Genomic DNA, 20,318 nt, shown 5'->3' with positions numbered 1-20,318 from the left:
TTAGGCATCCTTTCCGAAGTCGGCGTGGTGCGGGTTTTCCCAGATGACGGTGCCGCCCATGCCCAGCCCGATGCACATGGTGGTCAACCCGTAGCGGACCAAGGGGTCCTGCTTGAACTGGCGGGCCAGCTGGTTCATCAGGCGCACGCCCGAGGAGGCCAGCGGGTGGCCCACCGCGATGGCCCCTCCGTAGCGGTTCACCCGCGGGTCGGTGTCCTGGATCCCGTAGTGGTCAAGGAAGGAGAGCACCTGGACGGCAAAGGCCTCGTTGATCTCGAACAGGCCGATGTCCCCGATGGCCAGCCCGGCCTGGGCCAGCGCCTTTTCGGTGGCGGGGACCGGGCCGATGCCCATCACCGAGGGGTCGACCCCGGCGAAGGCGTAGGAGACCAGGCGCATCTTCACGCTGAGCCCGAGTTCCTCGGCGGCCTGCGCGCTGGCCAGCACCGCGGCGGTGGCCCCGTCGTTCAGGCCCGCGGCGTTGCCGGCGGTGACCCGGCCGTGGGCGCGGAAGGGGGTGCGCAGCCCGGCCAGCGATTCCAGGCTGGTGCCCGGGCGCGGGGGTTCGTCGGTGGTGCGCAGCGTGAAGCCCTCGGCCGGGCGGCGCGCGGCGACCGGGACCAGGTCCGGCTGGATGTCCCCGGCCGCATAGGCCGCCGCCAGCTTGGCCTGGGATTCCACCGCGTAGGCGTCGGCGCGGTCCTTGGTGATGGCCGGGAACCTGTCGTGCAGGTTCTCGGCGGTGTTGCCCATGTTCAGGGCTGCCGGGTCCACCAGGCGTTCTGCGGCGAAGCGCGGGTTCGGGTCGGCCCCGGCGCCCATGGGGTGGTTGCCCATGTGCTCGACGCCGCCGGCGATGACCACGTCGTAGGCGCCGAAGGCGATGGAGCCGGCGGTGGTGGTCACCGCGGTCATGGCCCCGGCGCACATGCGGTCGATGGCAAATCCCGGGACCGATTGCGGAAGTCCGGCCAGCAGCGCTGCTGTGCGCCCGATGGTCAGTCCCTGGTCGCCGGTCTGCGTGGTGGCCGCGATGGCGACCTCGTCGATGCGTTCGGGCGGCAGCGAGGGGTTGCGGCGGATGAGCTCGCGGATGCACTTGACCACGAGGTCGTCGGCGCGGGTGCCGTGGTACATGCCCTTTTCACCCGCCTTGCCGAAGGGGGTGCGGACGCCGTCGACGAAGACGACGTCGCGGACGCTGCGCGCATGGCGCGTGTTCACTGGCTGGGGGCTCACCGGTACTCCTTGTGATCGGGATGTGGATGTGATCCACCCCATACGCTACTGGTGAGTAACTTAGAGTGCAAGCCGGGCGCCCCCGGGCAAGAAAAAGCCGGGCAGGTCCTTCCCGGTATTTCGGAAAAACCTGCCCGGCAATTCATCAGCGCTTGGCCAACTCGTCCGGGTCCAGCAGCGCCACGGTCAGCACCGGGCCCACCAGGTCGATCTGCCAGGCCCGGGCGCCCAGGGCCCGCAGGGCATCGGCCACGGTGTCCGGGTCGATCGCCGCCGGCGGGTTCCAGCACAACCGGCGCAGCGTGTCCGGGGTCAGCAGGTTCTCCGTGGGGATGTTCAGCGACTCGGCGGTGCGCGCCACCCGGGCCCGGGCGGTCTGCAGCCGGGCGGCGGCCACCGGATCCTTGTCGGCCCAGACCTTGGGCGGGGGCGGGGAGTTCGAGGGGACCTGGTTGGGCGGCAGCTCGGAGGTGGTGGAGGCGTCCTGCAGGGCGCGAAGCCACTTCGGGGCGTCCTTGGAGGCCGAGCGGCCGTGGAAGCCGGGGGTCTTCAGCAACGCGGGGACACTCTTGGGCATGGCCTTGGCCGCGGCGACCAGCGCCGAGTCCGGGATCAGCCGGCCCGGGGCGGTGTCGCGGGTGCGGGCCAGGGATTCGCGGGTTTCCCACAGGGCGCGGACCGCGGCCAGGGTCCGGCGGTCGCGGATCTGGTGCAGGCCCGAGGTGCGCCGCCACGGGTCCACGCGCGGCGGGGCCGGCGGTGCGGTGCGCACGGCCTCGAATTCCTGTTCCGCATACTCGAGCTTGCCGTCGGCCTCAAGGATCTTGATCAGTTCGACGCGCAGCTCGTCGAGCACCTCGACGTCCAGCGCGGCGTAGCGCAGCCACGGCTCGGGCAGCGGGCGGGTGGACCAGTCGGCGGCCGAGTGTTCCTTGGCCAGGCGCAGCCCCAGCAGGGCTTCGACGGCGGGGCCCAGTCCCACGCGCGGCAGCCCGGCGATGCGGGCTGCAAGTTCGGTGTCGAAGAGGCGGGCCGGTTCCAGGCCCAGCTCGCGCAGGCAGGGCAGGTCCTGGGAGGCGGCATGCAGGATCCAGGTCTCGTCCCCGATGGCTTCCTGGATCGGATCGAGGTTCTCGAAGGGAACCGGGTCGATCAGCCAGCTTCCGGAGCCTTCGCGGCGCAGCTGGACCAGGAAGGCGCGCTGTCCGTAGCGGAAGCCCGAGGCCCGCTCGGCATCCACGGCCACCGGGCCGGTGCCCGCGGCGATGGCGCGCGCGGCGCGCGCCATGCCCGGTGCGGTGGTGATGACCTCGGGAACCCCGTCGCGCGGCATGTCCAGCAGGACCGGTTCCCGGGGCTCGGCCTGCGGTGCTTCTTCGATTCCCTCGGGCTGCGGCGCAGCGGTTGATGCGTCGGCTGCGGCGCCCGGGGCTGGTTTGGTGGCGTGGTGGGTACGGGTCATGATGTTCCGATTCTAGTACCGATTGCCCGGGACCCGGATTCCGGCGGGCCGGAATGGCCCGGTTCTAGGAGAGCCGGCGGTGCGGCAGTGCGGTGACCCCGCTGGGCAGCGGCGGCAATCCGGCGAAGGTGCAGACCATGTCGGCCCAGGCCTCCAGATGGGTGGAGATGTCGTGGTCGCCGGGGGTCCAGGAGGCGCGCAGCTCGATGTCGATGGTCTCGGGGCGGTCGGCCAGGGTCCCGTAGCTCTCGGAGAGCACGCGGGTGGTGGTGCCTCCGGCCTGGCGGTAGTCGGCGCCGGATTCGTTCAGAGAGTCCAGCAGCCAGGTCCAGGCCACGGAGCCGAGCATGGTGTCGTTGCCCATCTCCGATTCCATGCGGGCCCGGATGTAGGTCACGATGCGGAAGGTGCCATCCCAGAGGGCGGAGCCCGCCGGGTCGTGCAGCAGCACGAAGCGTCCGGTGGCCAGTTCCTCGGCGTGCACCGGGGCCGCGGTTTCCGTCTTGGGGCGCGCCACCCGTTCGTGGACGTCCGCGGACAGGGCCAGGGCGTAGGGTGCCAGGCGGGCCGGGGCCGGGATTTCCTGAAGGTGGATTTCGCGCCGGCAGCTGGCGCGGCGAACGGCGGCCAGGGCTTCGAGGAAGGCCGGCGGCACTGCTTGGACTGGTCCGTTTGATGTCACATGGCGAGTCTAAAGTGTGGCCGTGGCTTGGATGCTTGCGGCACGCCGGGGAGCGGGTGCAGGTTGCGCGCCCGCCCCGGCGGCCCGCGGAAGAACCTACCGCGCGGCAAGTTCCTCGCCAAGTGCGGCCACGAAGGAATCCACGTCCGCCTCGGTGGTGTCGAAGGAGCACATCCAGCGCACCTGTCCCGCGGCCCGGTCCCAGTCGTAGAAGCGGAAGCGCTCGCGCAAGCGGTCCGCCACGGCGTTGGGCAGCGCTGCGAACACGCCGTTGGATTCGGTGGGGTAGACCAGTTCCACGCCGTCGGTCGCCTGGACCGCGGCCGAGAGCCTGGCCGCCATCGCGTTGGCGTGCGCGGCCGAGGTCCGCCACAAGTCTGTGCCGTAGAGGGCCAGCAGCTGGGCGGAGATGAAGCGCATCTTGGAGGCCAGCTGCATGTTCATCTTGCGCAGGTACTTCATCGACTCGGCCGGGCCCTCGGTGAGGGTCACGATGCCCTCGCCGAACATGATGCCGTTCTTGGTGCCGCCCAAGGAAAGGATGTCGATCCCGGTCCCCGTGGTCATCTCGCCCAGCCCCACCCCGAGCGCGGCGGCGGCGTTCGACAGCCGGGCCCCGTCCATGTGCACGCGCATGCCTTTGCTGTGGGCGTGCGCGGTGATGGCGCGCAGTTCCTCGAGCGTGTACAGGGTGCCGAGTTCGGTGGACTGGGTCAGCGACACGGCCAGCGGCTGGGCGCGGTGCTCGTCTCCCCAGCCCCAGGCCTCCAGGTCGATCAGCTCGGGGGTGAGCTTGCCGTCGGGGGTGGGCACCGAGAGCAGCTTCATGCCGGCGATGCGTTCCGGTGCGCCGTTCTCGTCCACGTTGATGTGGGCGCTGTTGGCGCAGATGACCGCACCCCAGCGCGGCAGCAGCGACTGCAGCGTGGTGACGTTGGCGCCGGTGCCGTTGAACACAGGGAAGATCGTGGCGGTCTCACCGAAGTGCGAGGCAATGACGCGTCCGAGTTCCTCGGTGTATTGGTCCTCGCCGTAGGAGACCTGGTGCCCGCCGTTGGCCGCGGCCAGTGCCGCAAGGACCTCGGGGTGGACGCCGGAGTAGTTGTCCGAGGCGAAGCCGCGTACCGAGGAATCATGGATCGAGGAAGTCACTGGAGAAGGGTCCTATCGAGGGGAGGGCAGGGAAAAATTCGGCGGTGCGCGGCGGGTGCCGCGCACCCGTTGTTCAGAGGCTTGGCAGGTGGATCCGCGCCCCGTTGATCGCGGAGGCATCCGCCGTGAACAGTTCCACGGCGGCTTGCCCCAAGGCTGTGACGTCGGTGAAGCCGGCGGTGTTGCGCTCGGGGTGCGCCTCGCGGCTGGCGGCGTCGGTGAACGCCTTGATGACCCAGATGAGGGCCGCGGCCCGCTGCGGGACCGGTGCGGCCTTGCTGCCGGACTGGGCGGTGCGCAGCTCCGCCGCCACCGAACGCATCCAGGCCTCCGCCCCGGCCTTGGCGGTGGTGTAGTTGGCGTTGGAGCCGGAGGGGGAATCCACGGCGGTGGCCGAGACGATGGCAACGCGTCCGCACCGCGAGGCCACCAGGTCGTCGCGGAACACCCGGGTGGTGTTGCGCAGCGTGGTGACCACCTGGGTGTGCAGGAACTCGGCGTCGTCGTCGGTCTGCCCGGCCAGGCCCTTGCCGCCGCGCCAGCCGCCGACCAGGTGAAGCAGCCCGTCGATGGGCCCGCGCTCGGTGTCGATCAGCGCGTGCAGCTCGGTCACCGCGGCGTGGTTGGCCAAATCGACCTCGTAGCGCCCGTGCACGAAGGGCAGCCGCTGCGCCAGCCGCTCCGCATTGGAGCCGGCGGCCAGCACCGTGGCGCCGGCCTCGCACAGGGCGTGTGCCGCCGCGACGCCGGAGGCGGAGCTCGCCCCGGCAATCAGTATCGTCAGATCCTTGAGGTCAGCCATGGAAAAGATTCTAGCCTCCGTTGGGTGTGCGGTCGGTGCGCTAGATGTCCGAGGTGCCGGTGATGCCCACGGTCGATTCGATGACCGGGCGCAGTTTCTTGGCCAGGGCCTCGTAGAACATCGAGTGCGGGAACTCGTCGTCCATCACCTGGTCGGTCATCTCGCGCAGCGGGGCGGTCAGCGGCAGTGCGTCGGGGCCCTTGGCCCAGACCGAGGCCGGGTGCGGGGTCAGCGTGGCGGAGACCAGCTCGTAGGCGGCAAGCCAGTGCGCGATCTTCGGGCGGTCGATCGAGCGCCAGTACAGCTCGTCGATGGCATGGCCCAGGTTCGAGACGACCTCGGGGACCTGGTCCCAGTCGATCGTCAGCTTGGTGTCGGTCCAGTGCAGCACGTGGTGCTGGTGCATCCAGGCGAAGAGCAGCTGCCCGCCGACCCCGTCGTAATTGCGGTTGCGGGTCCCGGTGATGGCGAAGCGGAAGATCCGGTCAAAGATCACCGCGTACTGAACCAGCTTGGCGTGGTGGCGGGTGGCCTCATCGGCGGTGGCGTCCCGGGCGATCTTCACGCATTCACGGAAGGCCGTCAGGTCGCAGCGCAGCTCCTCGAGGGAGTAGAGGAAGAAGGGCATGCGCTGCTTGATCATGAACGGGTCGAAGGGCAGGTCCCCGCGCATGTGGGTGCGGTCGTGGATCAGGTCCCACATCACGAAAGTTTCTTCGGTCAGTGACTGGTCCCCGAGCATGGCGGCCGCGTCGGCGGGCAGCTCGAGGTTGGTGATCTGGGCGGCGGACTTCAGCACCCGGCGGAAGCGCGCGGCCTCGCGGTCCTGGAAGATGGCGCCCCAGGTGAAGGACGGGGTTTCGCGGATGGCCACGGATTCGGGGAAGAGCACCGCGGAGTTGGTGTCGTAGCCCGGGGTGAAGTCCAAGAAGCGCAGCGGGACGAAGAGCTTGTTGGAGTAGTCCCCGGCCTCCAGGGCGGAAATGAACTCGGGCCAGATGACCTCGACCAGCACCGCCTCGAGCAGCCTGTCGGTGGAGCCGTTCTGCGTGTACATCGGGAAGAGCACCAGGTGGCGCAGCCCGTCCTCGCGGGCCAGTTGCGGCTGGAAGGCCAGCAGCGCATCAAGGAAGTCGGGAATGCCGAACCCGGCTTGTTCCCAGGCGGCCAGGTCGTGGTGCAGTGCCCGGAAGTAGTCGGCGTCGTGCGGGAACTGCGGGGCCAGCACCTGAAGGGATTCGGTGATGGTTCCCAGCAGCGCGGCGGCGCGGGGCTTGTCGGAGTCCTCGGGCACCGAGCCGTCGTGGACCTGGAGCCCCTGGAATTCGGTGGCTGCCGTCTTCAGTGCCAGCCATGCGGGCGAGGAGACGAGCTCGTGGTTGGACAGTGGCTTGGGAAGAGTTGCCTGTGACATTTTGGATACCCCTTTCGGTACGGCCGAACGTGCCGCGGATGCTGTTGTTGTTTCCTGGTTCCAGCGTACCGAGAGGTCATCATTGCTGATTGAAAATTGGCCTGAGCGTAAGCAGTGCTGTGGCATGAGGCGGCACCGCGGGCACCAAGGCATGTGTGCGGGGAATGCTCGGGTTCGGCACCTCCCGAATGCAGCCCGGCGCCGGGGTGCGGGGCCCGCTGCGCCTAGGTCGTCTTCAAGCGCAGCGAGACCGAGTTCATGCAGTAGCGCTGGTCGGTGGGGGTGTTGAAGCCCTCGCCCTCGAATACGTGGCCCAGGTGCGAATCGCAGGCCGCGCAGCGCACCTCGACCCGGACCATGCCCAGGGTGGAGTCGCGGATGTAGCGGACGCGGTCCTCTGCCAGCGGCGCGAAGAACGAGGGCCACCCGCAGCCGGCATCGAACTTGGCATTGGAGGTAAAGAGTTCCTGGCCGCAGGCCCGGCATTCATAGACACCCTCGGTGGTGGTGTCCCAGTATGCGCCGGTGAAGGGACGCTCGGTGCCGGCCTTGCGCAGGACCTGGAATTCCTCCGGGGTCAATTCGGTGCGCCACTGCTCATCGGTCTTGGCGACGCTGGGCGAGACGGGGGTGCTGGATTCTTTGGGGCTCTGGATATCACTCACATCACGCACAACACCGGGGACGGCGCGCTCATTCCCGCACCTGTCCGGCGACATGGATCGGCTGCCGAAATTCATCGGGCCCAAAACCACAAGGTGGCAGCCGTTGTTTGCAATGATGGTAGGCATGAAGGCAAATCTTTCCCCCACGCCCCCTCTCGCACCCTCGGCAGGCAAGGGCCTGAGCTGGGCGTTGCTTGGCGTGGGTGTCGGCGCTGCGGCCGGATCGATCTTTGCCGGAAGCGTCTCCGCGCTGGCCGCCTACTTTGCCCGCCGCGTGGTGACCCCCGATGCGGAGCCGGACCAAAGCCTGGAGATCCTCGCGCTGGTGCCCACCGCCGAAGGGCAGGACGTGATCCTGTCGGCGGACAAGGATTCCACGGCACCGGGCCGCTACTCGCTGTTCTTCACCGCCGACACCGGCCATGCGCGGCTGGGCGAACCCAAGGGCTATCGGCTCGGGGACGGCACCGTGACCCGGGCCGTGGAAAAAATCTACTTCGGGGACCTGTCGGCCGCGGTGCGCGGACGGTTTTCCGGGATCGTTTACGACTCGCCCGAGGACCTCGGGGCCACCTACCAAGACGTCGAGATCCCGATCCTCGGCGGACTGGCCCCGGCCTGGTACGTCCCGGGGGACACCCAGGCGGACACCTGGGCCATCTGCGTCCATGGCCGCGGGGCCAACCGCAAGGAGGGTTTGCGCGCACTGCCGGTGTTCGCGGCCCTGGGGATCAGCGCGCTGTTGGTTTCCTACCGCAACGACGGGGTGGCCCCCGCGGCGGTCGACGGACGCTACGGACTCGGGGCCACGGAATGGCCCGACATCGAAGCTGCCATCGACCACGCCGTGGCCAACGGCGCCAGGGAGATCCTGCTGTTTGGATGGTCCATGGGCGGGGCCATCGCCCTGCAGGTGGCCGACAGGTCCCGGCAGGCACGGAAGATCGGAGCCCTGGTGCTTGACGGGCCGGTGATCAACTGGATCGATGTGCTCTCGCACCAGGCCAAGCGCAACCGCATCCCCGAGGCCGTGGGCGACTTCGGCCAATGGCTGCTGGGCAACAAGGCCGGACGGTGGATGACCGGGCTGGCGGCCCCGCTGGATTTGAAGATCCTGAACTGGGTCGAACGGCACGACCAGCTGCGGGTCCCCACCCTGATCCTGCACAGCGAGGACGACGACTTCGTGCCGATCGGCCCCTCCGAGCAGCTCGCCGCCCTGAACCCGCAAATGGTGGGGCTGCGGCGATTCAGCCGGGCCGGGCACACCCGGGAGTGGAACGTGGATCCGCAGCGCTGGGAAGCGGAGGTCACCGCCTTCGTCCAGGGCGTGTTGGAGGCCCCGCGCCCCGGGGACAACGCGGCGGGCCTGGAATAGGCCCCCGGCCCCTGCAGCGGACCTCAGTGGCCGGCGATGTGCGCGACCTCTGCCTCGGTCAACCGCTGCAGGTCCGCCGGGGACAGCTCCAGGTCCAGCCCGCGGTGCCCGCCCGAGACGTAGACGGTTTCCAGCGCCATGGCACTGGCATCAATGATTGTGCGCGAGCGGTTGCGCTGCGCCAGCGGGGAGATGCCGCCCACCACGTACCCGGTGCGCCGCTCGGCCACGGCCGGGTCGGCCATCTCCACCTTCTTGAGCCCCAGGGTCGTGGCCATGGCCTTGAGGTCCAGTGATCGGTTCACCGGAATGATGCCAACCGCCAGCGCAGCGGCCCCCGGTTCCCCGGTGGACACCAGCAGCGTCTTGAACACCCGGGCCGGGGGCACCCCGATGGCCTCGGCGGCTTCCATCCCGTAGTTGGCCGCGGCCGGATCATGGGTGTAGGAATGCACGGTGTAGTGGACCGCCTCGCGGTCCAGCAGCGTGGTCGCGGGAGTCCCGGTGGAATGCGTGTTCTTCTTCTTGGACATGGGCTTTCGGGATCCTCCATTAACGGGGCTTGGGCGCCGGCATGTGCCGGCGCCCAAGCATCGAAATTGCTTGCGGCTTAGGAGCCGGCAGCGGCAACCCGCTCGCTGACCTGTCGCTTGATACGGGCAAGCATGGCAGTCATGCCACGCAAACGCAATGGCGTCAGGGCCCGGGTCAAGCCCAGCAGGTTGGGCATGTCGTCGGGGACGGCTAGCACCGCCGCGGCGGGCAGCCCGTCGAGTCCCTGGTGCAGCACCGAGGCGAACCCGCGGGTGGTGGGCGCCTGCGGGGGAGCGGAGAAGAACAACGACACCTTGTGCTCCCCGGCCGGCTCGACCTCGATGTTCAGGAACAACGGGGTCTGGCACTCCACGACCTGCTCCAGCAGGTCCGGGTGCTCGGCCAGGCGCGCCGGAAGCTCGGGCAGTTCCTCGGAAAAGTCCAGCAGCATCTCCAGACGCTCCTGCTCGGTGACGGACTGGAAGTCCTCGACGATCTCGGCCAGGGCCTCGGGCATCTCACCCATGCGGCTAGGCCCCGAATCCTGCGGGAACGGCGCCGGGCTCGATGCCCTTCACGATGGGAACGCGCACGGCGTTGCCCCACTCGGTCCAGGAACCGTCGTAGTTGCGCACGTTCTGGAAACCGAGCAGGAACTGCAGGGCAAACCAGGTGTGGCTCGAGCGCTCGCCGATGCGGCAGTAGGTGATGATGTCATCGCCCGCGGCCAGCCCGGCCTCGTTCAGGTAGATCGCCTCGAGCTCGGCACGGGACTTGAAGGTCCCGTCCTCGGCCGCGGCACGGCCCCACGGAACCGAAGCAGCCGAAGGGATGTGGCCGCCGCGCAGCGTGCCTTCCTCCGGGTATGCGGGCATGTGGGTGCGCTCGCCGGTGTACTCCTCGGTGGAGCGCACATCGATCATCGGCTTGCCGAAGTGGCCCAGCACCTCGGGCATGAAGGCGCGGATGACCGAATCGTCGCGTTCGATGACCGGGTAGCTGGTGGTGGCAACGACCGGCTTCTCGCGGGTCAACTCACGGCCCTCGGCGATCCACTTGTCGCGGCCGCCGTCGAGCAGGCGGACGTCCTCGTGGCCGAAGAGGGTGAAGACCCACAGCGCATAGGAGGCCCACCAGTTGGACTTGTCGCCGTAGATGACCACGGTGGTATCGCGGCCGATGCCCTTGGCTGCCATCAGCGCGGCGAAGCGCTCGCCGTCGACGTAGTCGCGGGTGTCTTCGTCGTTCAGCTCGGTGTGCCAGTCGACCTTGACCGCTCCGGGGATGTGGCCCGTGTCGTACAGCAGGATGTCCTCGTTGGACTCGAGGACCACCAGGCCCTCGGTGGACAGGTTGGCCGCCAGCCAATCGGTGGACACCAGCCGTTCCGGGTGGGCATATTCGGCAAATGAAGGATTGGAGTCGATGGGCAGGCTCATTGTTATAGACCTCGCAACAAGAAAAATGGGGGATGGTGCTGTTTCCAGCCTAGCCACCGTGCGCGCCTCGGGCAGCGCGAAGGAGTCATTCAACGCCATATTTCGCTTCAAGCGTCCGCAATTGCGCTATAAGCGGCCGGCGCCACGGCTCCCATTTAGGGGATGCCCGAGGTCTGGGCATAAAATGGCTGGGGCGTGTCTCCGCGCCAAAAACGCCCGTCACAGCCTTCCGAAGACTTAAGGACCGTCCAGCCGTATGGCCACGATTACGAATCTTTCCCAACGGACCCCCACGGTCTCCATTGACGATCTTCTCGCCGGCTTCCACCCGTCGTACCGGTTCGGCGAGGTTTCCTTCGAGACCTACCGTCCGGACCCGGCCTGGCCCACCCAGGCAGAGGCGGTCACCAAGCTCAGGGGCTTCGCCTCGACCATTGGCAAGTCCAAGGGCGGTTTCCTCTCCAACCTCTTCGGCAAGAAGAAGGTCGAGAAATCGGGCATGTACCTGGACGGAGGGTTCGGGGTGGGCAAGACCCACCTGCTGGCCTCGCTGTGGCACCTTGCCCCGGGCCGCAAGGCCTTCGGGACCTTCGTCGAATACACCAACCTCGTCGGTGCGCTATCTTTCCGCCAGGCGGTCGACGTGCTGAGCAGCTACTCGCTGGTGTGCATCGACGAATTCGAACTTGACGACCCGGGGGACACCGTGCTGATGTCGCGCCTGATGCGCGAGCTCTCGGATGCCGGAGTGAAACTGGCTGCCACATCCAACACGCTGCCCGGCGCCCTGGGCGATGGACGTTTTGCCGCCGTGGACTTCCAACGCGAGATCAAGGTGCTCGCCGAGCAGTTCGATGTGCACCGCGTGGACGGGGTGGACTTCCGCCACCGCGGCCTGCCCGACGCGCCTACGCCGCTGGACGATGCCGCCATCGAGGAATTCGCCACCGAACGATACGGCGACAAGACCTATGCGATTGACGAGTTCTCGGACCTGGTCGCACACATGTCCAAGGTCCATCCCAGCCGCTACCGCGCCCTGCTGGGCGATGTCGACGTGCTGGTGCTGCACAACGTGGAGACCATCACCGAGCAGGCCGTCGCACTGCGCTTTGTGGTGTTGGCCGACCGGCTCTATGACAAGGACGTGCCCATCGTTGCCTCCGGCAAGCCCTTCTCCGAGCTGTTCACCCCGGAGATGATGGCCGGCGGCTACCAGAAGAAGTATTTCCGCGCCGTCTCCCGCCTCACCGCGCTGGCCCGCGAGGGCCAGACCGGCGAGCCCGCGCTTTAGGCAGCAGCAACGCAGAAAGGCCGTGGCCGTCCCGGCTCCCGCAAGCCTCTTGGCTTGGAGGGGGATCGGGAGCGGGGCACGGCCTTTCTCATGCCCGGGGACCGGGGATGTCAGTTGCGCTTGCGCTCTATCAGCAGGCGCAAGGCCAGCCCGGCAAGCAGCGCCCAGAAGGCCCCGCCGATCCCGGCGAAGCTCAGGCCCGAACCGGCAATCAGGAAGGCCACCAGCGAACTCATCCGGCTCGTCGGATCCGACAGCGCCGAGGATGCGGAGGCACCCAAGGTGCCCAACAGTGCCAGGCCCGCCGCGGCTTCCAGCAGCCCCTCCGGGCTCGCGGTGGCCAGGGCGGTGATCGCGGCCGAAGCCAGGCCCAGCACGATGTAGAACCCGCCGGAGGACACCGCGGCGATCCAGCGCCTGGATCGGTCTTCCCCGGCCTCCTCCCCGGCGGCCAGGGCCGCGGAAATCGCGGCGAGGTTGATGGCGTGCCCGCCAAAGACGGCCGCGGCGGCGCTGCCGATGCCGGTGGAGAGCATCGAGGCCCGCCACGGGGTTTGAAAATCGAAGCTGGCCAACACTGCCACGCCGGGCACGTTCTGCGAAGCCATGGTGACCACGAACAATGGCAACGTGATGGCCGTGAAGGCCTCGAGGCTGAATGCCGGCGCCGTGAATTGGAGCGTGGGCAGCAACTCGCCCACGACACCGGTGGCACCGGCTTGCGCCATGGAGAACCCGGCGATGCCCAGGGCCGAGGCCATGGCCGCGGGCACGGCCCAGCGGGGGCTCAGGCGCAGGAACACGAGCCAGACCACGATGACCGGCGCAACATACAGCGGGATGGTGGAAAGTGCCACAAAGGGAGCCAGACAGAGCTTGAGCAGCACACCGGCCAGCATGGCCTGGGCCAGGGAAACCGGGATGGCCGCCAGCAACCTGCCCAGCCAGGGGATGGCTCCGGTCGCGGCAATCAGCACCCCCGTCATGAGGAAGGCCCCGACGGCGTGGTCCCACCCGAAGTTCACGGTGGCAGCCCCGGCGAGCAACGCTGCTCCGGGGGTGGACCACGCGGTGGTGATGGGTCGTTTGGTGAACCAGGCCAACCCCACGGCACATATGGCCAGGGCTATGGTCAGGGCGAAGAGTCCCGACGCCGCTTGGGCGTCGGTGGCGCCGACTGCCTTGAGCCCGGTGAGCACGACGGCAAACGAAGAGGTGTAACCGACCAAGGCCGTCACCAGTCCCGCCATGATCGGTTGCGCAGGCGAGTTCTTGGTCGAAAGGCGGGGTGGTGCTGTGGGTCTCAATGCGTATCTTTCCTTGCAAACGACAGGTGCCGGTCCCGCCTCACGGCGGTACCGGCACCCGTTTGTCGTGCCTAGGGCAAATGACCTAGTGAACCAGGCTGGAACCTAGACGGTAGGTGTACCGCCGTCGCCTTCATCCTTGTTGAGGAGGCCCTTTGCGCCGTCCTGAACCTTGTCGACGTGCTCGGCGAACTTGCCGCCGGTCTTTTCGTCGATGAAGTCGCCGGCGTTATCGATGGCCTCACCGATCTTGCCCGAGTTTTCGTGAATCAACCCGGCCGCCTTGTCCTTCAGTCCTTCGGCCTTGCCCTTCAGCTCGTCAAAAATAGACAAAAGGCACCTCCTCTCAATCGTGGGGGCCAGGAAAGCCCCCGTCTGTGAATCATCCTATGTCGAGTCGGTGGCGATTCAAGGGCATTTGTGTGACTTTTTGAAGATATTCGTGCTGACCACGTCCGATCAGTGCCCGAACGCTTGGATCGGACGCGCGTGGTGTCCCTCTTGTGCATCCGAATAGTCGCGTGCGACTTTCACCAATCCAAACTCATCGAATGCCAGGACCGTGCATCCCGACACCGTTGTGGGTTGGTCCTTGATGTATATGACGACCCAGTACTCAACGGACGCGGTGCCTCCCTCAACCACCGGATCGGCGAACCAGGTTTCCGCGGGTTTGGTCTCTTCAGCGAAGCATTCGACCAGGTAGTTGCGCAGGCCGCTGCGTCCATGAAATGGCTGGAACATCGACGCCCAGTGTTCACCTACATCGGCCTGAAGGTTGACGATCGCTTCCACGTCTTTGCGCGGCCAGGCGCTGGCCCATGTATTCGCCCAACGTTGGGCAGCCTCGAAAGTCTGCATTTGAGTTTCCTTCTGACATCGACAACCAGTCGCGCGAAAAATTCGGCCCGGAACGGCAAGGCAGGCAACTCAAAGTATGGCAGGTGAAATCGTGGTTAAACACGTAGGTCGCGTGGTTTGGAAAACCACGCGACCTACGAATTGGAGTGGACAACGAGGTTCGAACTCGCGACCTCAACCTTGGCAAGGTTGCGCTCTACCAGCTGAGCTATGTCCACATTGGCAATCAATACTAACAGTATAGATCGTCGTGGGCGATACTGGGATCGAACCAGTGACCTCTTCCGTGTCAGGGAAGCGCGCTACCGCTGCGCCAATCGCCCGTGATGGGTACTGCACCTGAACTATAGCGTGGATCTTCGTTCCGAAGAACAAGTGCAAGATCCGCTGTCATTTTCATTCGGGTACTGCGGTGTCTTCCTTTCGGAAGACTCAAAGAAATATGGACCCCTCTTCCATGGAATTGAGGTCCATTTCTTCAGAGTGGACAACGAGGTTCGAACTCGCGACCTCGACCTTGGCAAGGTCGCGCTCTACCAGCTGAGCTATGTCCACGTGAAAAACCCACGCACTAGGTGCGGGTTCTTCGTGGGCGATACTGGGATCGAACCAGTGACCTCTTCCGTGTCAGGGAAGCGCGCTACCGCTGCGCCAATCGCCCATACTGCTGCATTATCGTACTACGAGGTGGGGACGGGATTCGAACCCGCGTAAACGGCTTTGCAGGCCGGTGCCTCGCCTCTCGGCCACCCCACCATAACCAATCGGGATAACCCGTTCAGTTTGATCGGCAAGCCGATCCGGTGAATCAAATGCGAGTGGACAACGAGGTTCGAACTCGCGACCTCGACCTTGGCAAGGTCGCGCTCTACCAGCTGAGCTATGTCCACATGAAAGAAGCGCAATCCGCCTGGAATGTTTCCGTTCCGTTTGGCTGCGTTCCAACGAGTAAAAACTCTATACGACGTTTCCCTAAAGTTCCAAATCGGTGCATTCCAGGCCCGACTTTTAGCGAAGATCCTTGTGATCCCGGGGTTTCGGACTGGCCCGAAAAAGCCGGCAACCGACGAAACGTCGTCGGAGCGTGGAAAAATCTTTCTTATGACTTCCCCAGCGCTGGCCCAGCAAACGGATTTTGGCCGCATGTATGCCAGAAAAATCGGCGACCTTCCGGAGGTTCCCTCCATCACGACCGTCATCGGACAGGAAAAAATGAGCCTGGATGGTTGGATAGGTCACATGGCTGCCACCGCCGTGGTGCAGGACCCCCGGCTGGGGGAGGCCGTCGGCAACTCCGCCAAGCTCAAGGCCCTGGCACGTCAGGCTTCCAATGCCGCCGCCGACTACCGGGATGGTGCCGCGGCCCGCGGCGACCGCGTTCACCAGTACTGCGAACAGATCGCCCTGCGGGCCATGGGCAAGCCGCACCAGGCGGCCGAGGCGCGCGAAGCCTTGTCGGCCAACGGCGAGGAGGGCTTCGCCGGCCGCTTCGACGACTGGTGGGACACCTACCAGGTGCAGCCCCTGGCCGCGGAAGTCACCGTGTGGAACTCCAGCGTCGGCTACGCCGGCACCCTTGACCTGGTCGCCACCATCGGCGGGCGGCTGTGCCTGATCGACTACAAGACCCGGGGCACCGGCCGGGACGGGCGGGTCAAGCCGCTGGATCCGAAGGTCATCATGCAGCTGGCGGCCGGCGCCAAGGCCGAGGAAATGGTCGTTGATCCCGCCGCCGGGACCTGGGAACCGTGGAAATACTCACAGGACCCCATGCTCTTGGGGGTGGCCATTGGCCAGACCGAGGTGCAGACGGTGATGGCCAATCCGGAGGTCCTGCCCGCGTACTGGTCGAAGTTCTGGTCCTTGCGACAGGTCTGGGGAGCCACGCAAAAAGTCAGCAATGCCGGGATCGCGCTGCACGAAGTGGGCCCGCCCCCGCCGTCTGTGAAGTAGCGCTGTCGGTAGACTGTTCAGCGGGGGACCGGCGCGCACCTTTTGGATTCGGTCGCGCACGCCCCAACCATCCACAGCACATTGCCGGAACCCCGCCGGCCGAAGGGAGATGCGACCGCATGGCCGTCTTAGGCATTCGCATTGTTGGCGACCCGATCCTCAGGACCCGCGCAGACGAGGTCACCGAATTCGGGCCGGAGTTGCGCAAGCTCGTGGCAGACATGGACGAAACCATGGAAAACGTCGAAGGTGCCGGCCTCGCCGCACCCCAGGTCGGCGTCTCTCTGCGGGTCTTCACCTACCAGATCGCCGGAAAGCGCGGGCACATGGTCAATCCGGTGCTTGAGCTCGGCGAGGACTTCCAGGACGACGTGGTCGAGGGCTGCCTGTCGATCCCGGGCCTGGGCTACCCGGTGCGCCGCCGCCAATGGACCCGCGCCACCGGGGCCGACGTGGACGGAAACCCCGTGGTCGTGGAGGGCGAGGGATTCCTGGCCCGCTGCCTGCAGCACGAGACCGACCACCTGGACGGAATCCTGTACATCGACCGGCTTGAGGGCGAGCTGAAGAAGGACGCCTTCCGCAAGCTTCGCGACTCCAACTACAACCAGGTCGCGGCAAGCACCGTGACCAAGCGCAGCTCGGCCCTGGGTTCCAGCTTCGGCGCCGGCGCAAGCTTCGGGGGACAGGCATGAGGGTCCTGTTCGCCGGCACCCCGCAGGTCGCCGTGGCCTCCCTTGACCAGCTGGTGAACGACGGCTTCGACGTCGTTGCAGTGCTCACCCGCGAGGACGCCCCGGTGGGGCGCAAGCGCGTGCTGACCCCGTCCCCGGTCGCGGCCCGCGCCGCCGAGCTGGGCATCGAGATCATCCACGCCAACCGTATTGACGAGACAACCCAGCAGCGCATCGCCGCGCTGGAGGCCGACATCGCCGCGATCGTGGCCTATGGCGGGCTGGTCCCCGAAAAGGCGCTGGGCATCCCCCGCCTGGGCTGGGTCAACCTCCACTTTTCGCTGCTCCCGGCCTGGCGCGGAGCCGCCCCGGTGCAGCACTCGATCATGGCCGGGGACGACATCACCGGAGCCGTGACCTTCCAGCTCGAAAAGGGCCTGGACACCGGCCCGGTCTTTGGCACGTTGACCGAGGCCATCGACCCCGCCGACACCGCCGGGGACCTGCTTGGCAGGCTCGCGGTCTCCGGATCGGTGCTGCTGTCCCAGACGCTCTCGGGCCTGGACAGCGGAGCCGTGGTGGGCGTGCCGCAGCGGGGCGAATCCAGCTACGCGCACAAGCTCACCCTGGTTGACGGCAAGATCGACTGGAGCGCCCCGGCGCTGGCGATCCGCCGGCGGATCAACGGCACCACCCCCGATCCCGGCGCCTGGACCGAGCTGGACGGGCAGCGGTTCAAGATCGGCCCGGTCTCCCCGGCCGCCGACGCTGACTCCCTGACGCCCGGCCAGGTGCAGATCACGGGCGGCAAGCAGCCGCGTGTCGTGGTGGGCACCGGATCGCACGGCGTGGAACTGGCCCTTGTGCAACCACCGGGCAAGAAAATGATGAATGCAGCAGATTGGGCGCGAGGCATTCTCGCGTCCGGAACCGTGGATGAGGTGAAATTCGCATGAGCGAATTCGGGCAGGGACGTTCCGACCGTCCGCGACGCAACGAAACCAATCGCGGCGGTGGCCAGGAGCGCCGTGACGATGCCGGGCGCACCCGCAACCGCGGGGGAACCGGGCCACGCAAGTTCAGCGCCTCCGCGCCCTCGGCCCGCAACCGCCGTGCCGACCAGGCCCGGCTGACCGCCTTCGAGGTGCTGCGCGCCGTGGCAGAACACGACGCCTACGCCAACCTGGTGCTCCCGGCCCGGATCCGCGAGCACCACCTGGACCGCCGCGATGCCGGATTCGCCACCGAACTGACCTACGGCGCGCTGCGCGGACAGGGCCTGTACGACGCGATCCTGGCCCGCTGCGTCGACCGCCCGCTGGACGAGCTGGACCCCGCCGTGCTGGACGCGCTGCGCCTGGGAGCCCACCAGCTGCTGGCCATGCGCGTGCCCAACCACGCGGCCCTCGACGAAACCGTCTCCCTGGCCCGCATGGTCATTGGCGCCGGCGCCTCCGGGCTGATCAACGCGGTGCTGCGCAAGGTCTCGCTCAAGGACCTGGAGACCTGGAGCGAGGAGCTGGTCGCCGGGATCGCCGACGAAAACGCCGCTGCCGCGCTGGTCCACTCGCACCCCGAATGGATCGTGCGGGCGCTGCGCCAGGCGCTGGTCGCCCACGGACGCGACGCCTCCGAGATCACCGAGCTGCTTGTCGCCGACAACCTGGCCCCCGTGGTGAACCTGGTGGCCCTGCCCGGCATCGGCTCGCTGGACGAGGCGCTGGACGCCGGCGCTGAACCCGGAACACTGGTGGCCGATTCGGCCTACTACCAGGGCGGGGACATCGCCCGCCTGGGCTCCGTGCGCGAAGGAAGCACCCGCGTGCAGGACGCCGGCTCGCAATTGGTCGCCCGGGCCCTGGCCCAGGTTCCGCTGCCCGAGGACGGGGAAGACACCTACTGGCTGGATTTGTGCGCCGGCCCCGGCGGCAAAGCCGCGCTGCTGGCCGCACTGGCCGCCGGGCACGGAGCGAAGCTCACCGCCAACGAACCGGCCCAGCACCGTGCCGAACTGGTTTCCAAGGCCCTGGTGGCGATCGACCCCGACACCTGGATGATCTCGGTCCGTGACGGACGGGAATACGGCGAGGCCGAATACTCCGGTGGATACGACCGGGTCATGGTCGATGCGCCATGCTCGGGCCTGGGCGCGCTGCGCCGCCGCCCCGAATCGCGTTGGCGCAAAACCCCGAAGGACGTTGCCGAACTCACCGTCCTGCAGGGCGAGCTGCTCGATGCGGCGCTTTCCGCCGTGCGCGTGGGCGGGGTGGTCGCCTACGTGACCTGCTCGCCGCACCCGGCCGAGACCGTGGCCGTGGTCGATGACCTGCTGTCCCGGAACAAGAACGCGAAGCTGCTGGACACCGGGGCCGCGCTCGAATCCGCCGCGTTGCCGGGATTGGCCTCCGCGGCGCGTCCCGTGGGCGAAGGCAGCACCATCCAGCTGTGGCCGCACATCCACCGCACCGATGCCATGTTCATGGCGCTGTTCACCCGCACCGCCTAGCCACCCGGCGCACCGCCGCCGCGCCCCGACAGGAGCCAGAAAAGCACATGCGTACCTGCCAGATCAACCCGTCGATCCTTTCCGCGGACTTCACCAACCTGGAGCGCGAACTCACCCGGATCCACACCGCCGATGCGGTGCACGTCGATGTCATGGACAACCACTTCGTGCCCAACCTGACCATCGGCCTGCCGGTGGTGGCGCGGCTGGCCGAGGTCAGCGAGCTGCCGCTGGATGTGCACCTTATGATCAGCGACGTGGACCGCTGGGGACCGGGCTACGCCGAGGCCGGTGCGGCCTCGGTGACCTTCCACGCCGAGGCCTCCGCCGCGCCGGTCAAGCTGGCCCGGGACCTGCGGGCTGCCGGTTCGCGCTCCGCCATGGCGCTGCGCCCGGCCACCCCCATCGAGCCGTACCTGGACATGCTCCCGGAGCTGGACATGGTGCTGCTGATGACGGTGGAGCCGGGGTTCGGGGGCCAGGCGTTCCTGGACCTGGTCCTGCCCAAGATCCGCCGGGCGCGCAAGGCCATCGACGGCACCGGGCTGCCGATCGCCCTGCAGGTCGACGGCGGGGTCACCCGCGAAACGATCCTGCGTGCGGCCGAGGCCGGGGCCGACGTCTTCGTGGCCGGATCCTCGGTGTACGGAACGGCGGATCCCGCCGAGGCAGTGGTCACATTACGAAACCTCGCAGCCGCCACACCGGTTTCCATGTAATACTAAGAGCTACAACTACACAACGTGCTCCGGGGTCGGTGTAAGTCCGAACCGGCGGTTATAGTCCGCGACCCAAGCCACAGGGAATTCCTTGGAATTCCCGAAACTTGGTTGAACTGGTGAAATTCCGGTACCGACAGTTAAAGTCTGGATGGGAGAAGCACGTACACGCAAAACCTGCGCCCTCGTCGGTGCGCAAGGGCAGGACCAGGGAAACCCCAACGTTTTCCCAGGAAC

At 67.2% G+C, this 20,318-nt stretch carries 20 protein-coding genes, 6 tRNA genes and 1 riboswitch; of the genes, 7 read left to right on the top strand and 19 right to left on the bottom strand.

Features of this window, described 5'->3' with window-relative positions; translation table 11 throughout:
- The 7 genes from BLJ79_RS03840 to msrB form a co-directional block, all read right to left on the bottom strand.
- Complete coding sequence (locus tag BLJ79_RS03840; RefSeq protein WP_071213365.1) at positions 1–1,239, bottom strand: thiolase family protein; 1,239 nt, start codon at positions 1,237–1,239, stop codon at positions 1–3.
- Positions 1,240–1,384: 145 nt separating this feature from the next.
- A complete protein-coding gene (locus BLJ79_RS03835; protein ID WP_071213364.1) occupies positions 1,385–2,701 on the bottom strand; it encodes an HRDC domain-containing protein in 1,317 nt (438 codons plus the stop codon).
- A gap of 64 nt (positions 2,702–2,765) precedes the next feature.
- The gene (locus BLJ79_RS03830; RefSeq protein ID WP_286135256.1) at positions 2,766–3,383 is read right to left on the bottom strand and encodes a DUF3000 domain-containing protein; all 618 of its coding nucleotides are present in this window, start codon (positions 3,381–3,383) and stop codon (positions 2,766–2,768) included.
- A 96-nt stretch (positions 3,384–3,479) separates the two neighbouring features.
- The gene (locus tag BLJ79_RS03825) at positions 3,480–4,535 is read right to left on the bottom strand and encodes a threonine aldolase family protein (RefSeq protein WP_071213362.1); all 1,056 of its coding nucleotides are present in this window, start codon (positions 4,533–4,535) and stop codon (positions 3,480–3,482) included.
- A gap of 73 nt (positions 4,536–4,608) precedes the next feature.
- The gene (locus tag BLJ79_RS03820) at positions 4,609–5,337 is read right to left on the bottom strand and encodes an SDR family NAD(P)-dependent oxidoreductase (protein WP_071213361.1); all 729 of its coding nucleotides are present in this window, start codon (positions 5,335–5,337) and stop codon (positions 4,609–4,611) included.
- Positions 5,338–5,377: 40 nt separating this feature from the next.
- Entirely contained in the window at positions 5,378–6,751 is a 1,374-nt protein-coding gene (locus BLJ79_RS03815) for a DUF6421 family protein (protein ID WP_071213360.1), read from the bottom strand.
- A 224-nt stretch (positions 6,752–6,975) separates the two neighbouring features.
- The gene (gene msrB, locus BLJ79_RS03810) at positions 6,976–7,407 is read right to left on the bottom strand and encodes a peptide-methionine (R)-S-oxide reductase MsrB (protein WP_071213598.1); all 432 of its coding nucleotides are present in this window, start codon (positions 7,405–7,407) and stop codon (positions 6,976–6,978) included.
- Between the two features lie 133 nt (positions 7,408–7,540).
- On the opposite strand from msrB, the gene BLJ79_RS03805 reads away from it, so the two are divergent.
- Entirely contained in the window at positions 7,541–8,794 is a 1,254-nt protein-coding gene (locus BLJ79_RS03805; RefSeq protein WP_286135255.1) for an alpha/beta fold hydrolase, read from the top strand.
- A 23-nt stretch (positions 8,795–8,817) separates the two neighbouring features.
- Here the strand turns inward: BLJ79_RS03805 and ybaK are convergent, their stop codons facing one another.
- The 3 genes from ybaK to BLJ79_RS03790 form a co-directional block, all read right to left on the bottom strand.
- A complete protein-coding gene (ybaK, locus tag BLJ79_RS03800) occupies positions 8,818–9,327 on the bottom strand; it encodes a Cys-tRNA(Pro) deacylase (protein ID WP_071213359.1) in 510 nt (169 codons plus the stop codon).
- A gap of 77 nt (positions 9,328–9,404) precedes the next feature.
- On the bottom strand, positions 9,405–9,845 hold the full coding sequence (locus BLJ79_RS03795) for a SufE family protein (RefSeq protein WP_071213596.1): 441 nt from the start codon (positions 9,843–9,845) through the stop codon (positions 9,405–9,407).
- 13 nt (positions 9,846–9,858) lie between these two features.
- On the bottom strand, positions 9,859–10,767 hold the full coding sequence (locus BLJ79_RS03790; RefSeq protein ID WP_071213358.1) for a sulfurtransferase: 909 nt from the start codon (positions 10,765–10,767) through the stop codon (positions 9,859–9,861).
- A 256-nt stretch (positions 10,768–11,023) separates the two neighbouring features.
- Here BLJ79_RS03790 and zapE point away from each other — a divergent pair, with 256 nt between their 5' ends.
- Positions 11,024–12,061: a cell division protein ZapE gene (gene zapE, locus BLJ79_RS03785; protein WP_071213357.1), complete on the top strand. Its 1,038-nt coding sequence runs from the start codon at positions 11,024–11,026 to the stop codon at positions 12,059–12,061.
- Positions 12,062–12,171: 110 nt separating this feature from the next.
- On the opposite strand, the gene BLJ79_RS03780 is transcribed toward zapE, so the two are convergent.
- The 9 genes from BLJ79_RS03780 to BLJ79_RS03740 all read right to left on the bottom strand — a co-directional run bounded on the left by BLJ79_RS03780 (position 12,172) and on the right by BLJ79_RS03740 (position 15,119).
- Positions 12,172–13,368 carry a benzoate/H(+) symporter BenE family transporter gene (locus BLJ79_RS03780; RefSeq protein WP_071213356.1) on the bottom strand — a complete coding sequence of 399 codons (1,197 nt, stop codon included), beginning with the start codon at positions 13,366–13,368 and terminating at the stop codon, positions 12,172–12,174.
- Between the two features lie 105 nt (positions 13,369–13,473).
- Positions 13,474–13,701, bottom strand: coding sequence for an antitoxin (locus BLJ79_RS03775; RefSeq protein WP_083410985.1), 228 nt, complete (start codon positions 13,699–13,701; stop codon positions 13,474–13,476).
- A 126-nt stretch (positions 13,702–13,827) separates the two neighbouring features.
- Positions 13,828–14,229, bottom strand: coding sequence for a nuclear transport factor 2 family protein (locus BLJ79_RS03770; protein ID WP_071213355.1), 402 nt, complete (start codon positions 14,227–14,229; stop codon positions 13,828–13,830).
- A gap of 142 nt (positions 14,230–14,371) precedes the next feature.
- A tRNA-Gly gene (locus BLJ79_RS03765) sits at positions 14,372–14,447 on the bottom strand.
- Positions 14,448–14,480: 33 nt separating this feature from the next.
- Positions 14,481–14,552 (bottom strand) — tRNA-Val (locus BLJ79_RS03760).
- 159 nt (positions 14,553–14,711) lie between these two features.
- Positions 14,712–14,784 (bottom strand) — tRNA-Gly (locus BLJ79_RS03755).
- Positions 14,785–14,818: 34 nt separating this feature from the next.
- A tRNA-Val gene (locus BLJ79_RS03750) sits at positions 14,819–14,890 on the bottom strand.
- Positions 14,891–14,914: 24 nt separating this feature from the next.
- Positions 14,915–14,985, bottom strand: a tRNA-Cys gene (locus tag BLJ79_RS03745).
- 61 nt (positions 14,986–15,046) lie between these two features.
- Positions 15,047–15,119, bottom strand: a tRNA-Gly gene (locus BLJ79_RS03740).
- Between the two features lie 211 nt (positions 15,120–15,330).
- On the opposite strand from BLJ79_RS03740, the gene BLJ79_RS03735 reads away from it, so the two are divergent.
- The 5 genes from BLJ79_RS03735 to rpe all read left to right on the top strand — a co-directional run bounded on the left by BLJ79_RS03735 (position 15,331) and on the right by rpe (position 20,081).
- On the top strand, positions 15,331–16,182 hold the full coding sequence (locus BLJ79_RS03735; protein WP_071213354.1) for a cytochrome: 852 nt from the start codon (positions 15,331–15,333) through the stop codon (positions 16,180–16,182).
- A gap of 119 nt (positions 16,183–16,301) precedes the next feature.
- Entirely contained in the window at positions 16,302–16,877 is a 576-nt protein-coding gene (gene def / locus BLJ79_RS03730) for a peptide deformylase (protein ID WP_071213353.1), read from the top strand.
- Positions 16,874–17,812 (top strand): methionyl-tRNA formyltransferase, encoded by a 939-nt coding sequence (gene fmt / locus BLJ79_RS03725; protein ID WP_071213352.1) that lies wholly within the window; start codon positions 16,874–16,876, stop codon positions 17,810–17,812. The genes def and fmt overlap by 4 nt, the downstream gene beginning before the upstream one ends.
- Entirely contained in the window at positions 17,809–19,362 is a 1,554-nt protein-coding gene (locus BLJ79_RS03720; RefSeq protein ID WP_071213351.1) for an RsmB/NOP family class I SAM-dependent RNA methyltransferase, read from the top strand. The genes fmt and BLJ79_RS03720 overlap by 4 nt, the downstream gene beginning before the upstream one ends.
- 47 nt (positions 19,363–19,409) lie before the next feature.
- Positions 19,410–20,081: a ribulose-phosphate 3-epimerase gene (gene rpe / locus BLJ79_RS03715; protein ID WP_071213350.1), complete on the top strand. Its 672-nt coding sequence runs from the start codon at positions 19,410–19,412 to the stop codon at positions 20,079–20,081.
- A 21-nt stretch (positions 20,082–20,102) separates the two neighbouring features.
- Positions 20,103–20,248: riboswitch (FMN riboswitch) on the top strand.
- The last annotated feature ends 70 nt before the right edge of the window (positions 20,249–20,318 follow it).

Source organism: Arthrobacter sp. UCD-GKA, from assembly GCF_001863355.1.
Taxonomy (GTDB): domain Bacteria; phylum Actinomycetota; class Actinomycetes; order Actinomycetales; family Micrococcaceae; genus Paeniglutamicibacter.
This window is presented reverse-complemented; position numbering and strand designations above follow the sequence as displayed.

Bases quoted from the DNA above. Each gene is read 5' to 3' on its own strand.
- fmt (WP_071213352.1), top strand. From the start codon at position 16,874: ATGAGGGTCCTGTTCGCCGGCACCCCGCAGGTCGCCGTGGCCTCCCTT.
- def (WP_071213353.1), top strand. From the start codon at position 16,302: ATGGCCGTCTTAGGCATTCGCATTGTTGGCGACCCGATCCTCAGGACC.
- BLJ79_RS03795 (WP_071213596.1), bottom strand. From the start codon at position 9,845: ATGCCCGAGGCCCTGGCCGAGATCGTCGAGGACTTCCAGTCCGTCACC.
- zapE (WP_071213357.1), top strand. From the start codon at position 11,024: ATGGCCACGATTACGAATCTTTCCCAACGGACCCCCACGGTCTCCATT.
- ybaK (WP_071213359.1), bottom strand. From the start codon at position 9,327: ATGTCCAAGAAGAAGAACACGCATTCCACCGGGACTCCCGCGACCACG.
- BLJ79_RS03835 (WP_071213364.1), bottom strand. From the start codon at position 2,701: ATGACCCGTACCCACCACGCCACCAAACCAGCCCCGGGCGCCGCAGCC.
- BLJ79_RS03790 (WP_071213358.1), bottom strand. From the start codon at position 10,767: ATGAGCCTGCCCATCGACTCCAATCCTTCATTTGCCGAATATGCCCAC.
- BLJ79_RS03815 (WP_071213360.1), bottom strand. From the start codon at position 6,751: ATGTCACAGGCAACTCTTCCCAAGCCACTGTCCAACCACGAGCTCGTC.
- BLJ79_RS03820 (WP_071213361.1), bottom strand. From the start codon at position 5,337: ATGGCTGACCTCAAGGATCTGACGATACTGATTGCCGGGGCGAGCTCC.
- BLJ79_RS03770 (WP_071213355.1), bottom strand. From the start codon at position 14,229: ATGCAGACTTTCGAGGCTGCCCAACGTTGGGCGAATACATGGGCCAGC.
- BLJ79_RS03805 (WP_286135255.1), top strand. From the start codon at position 7,541: ATGAAGGCAAATCTTTCCCCCACGCCCCCTCTCGCACCCTCGGCAGGC.
- BLJ79_RS03735 (WP_071213354.1), top strand. From the start codon at position 15,331: ATGACTTCCCCAGCGCTGGCCCAGCAAACGGATTTTGGCCGCATGTAT.
- BLJ79_RS03720 (WP_071213351.1), top strand. From the start codon at position 17,809: ATGAGCGAATTCGGGCAGGGACGTTCCGACCGTCCGCGACGCAACGAA.
- rpe (WP_071213350.1), top strand. From the start codon at position 19,410: ATGCGTACCTGCCAGATCAACCCGTCGATCCTTTCCGCGGACTTCACC.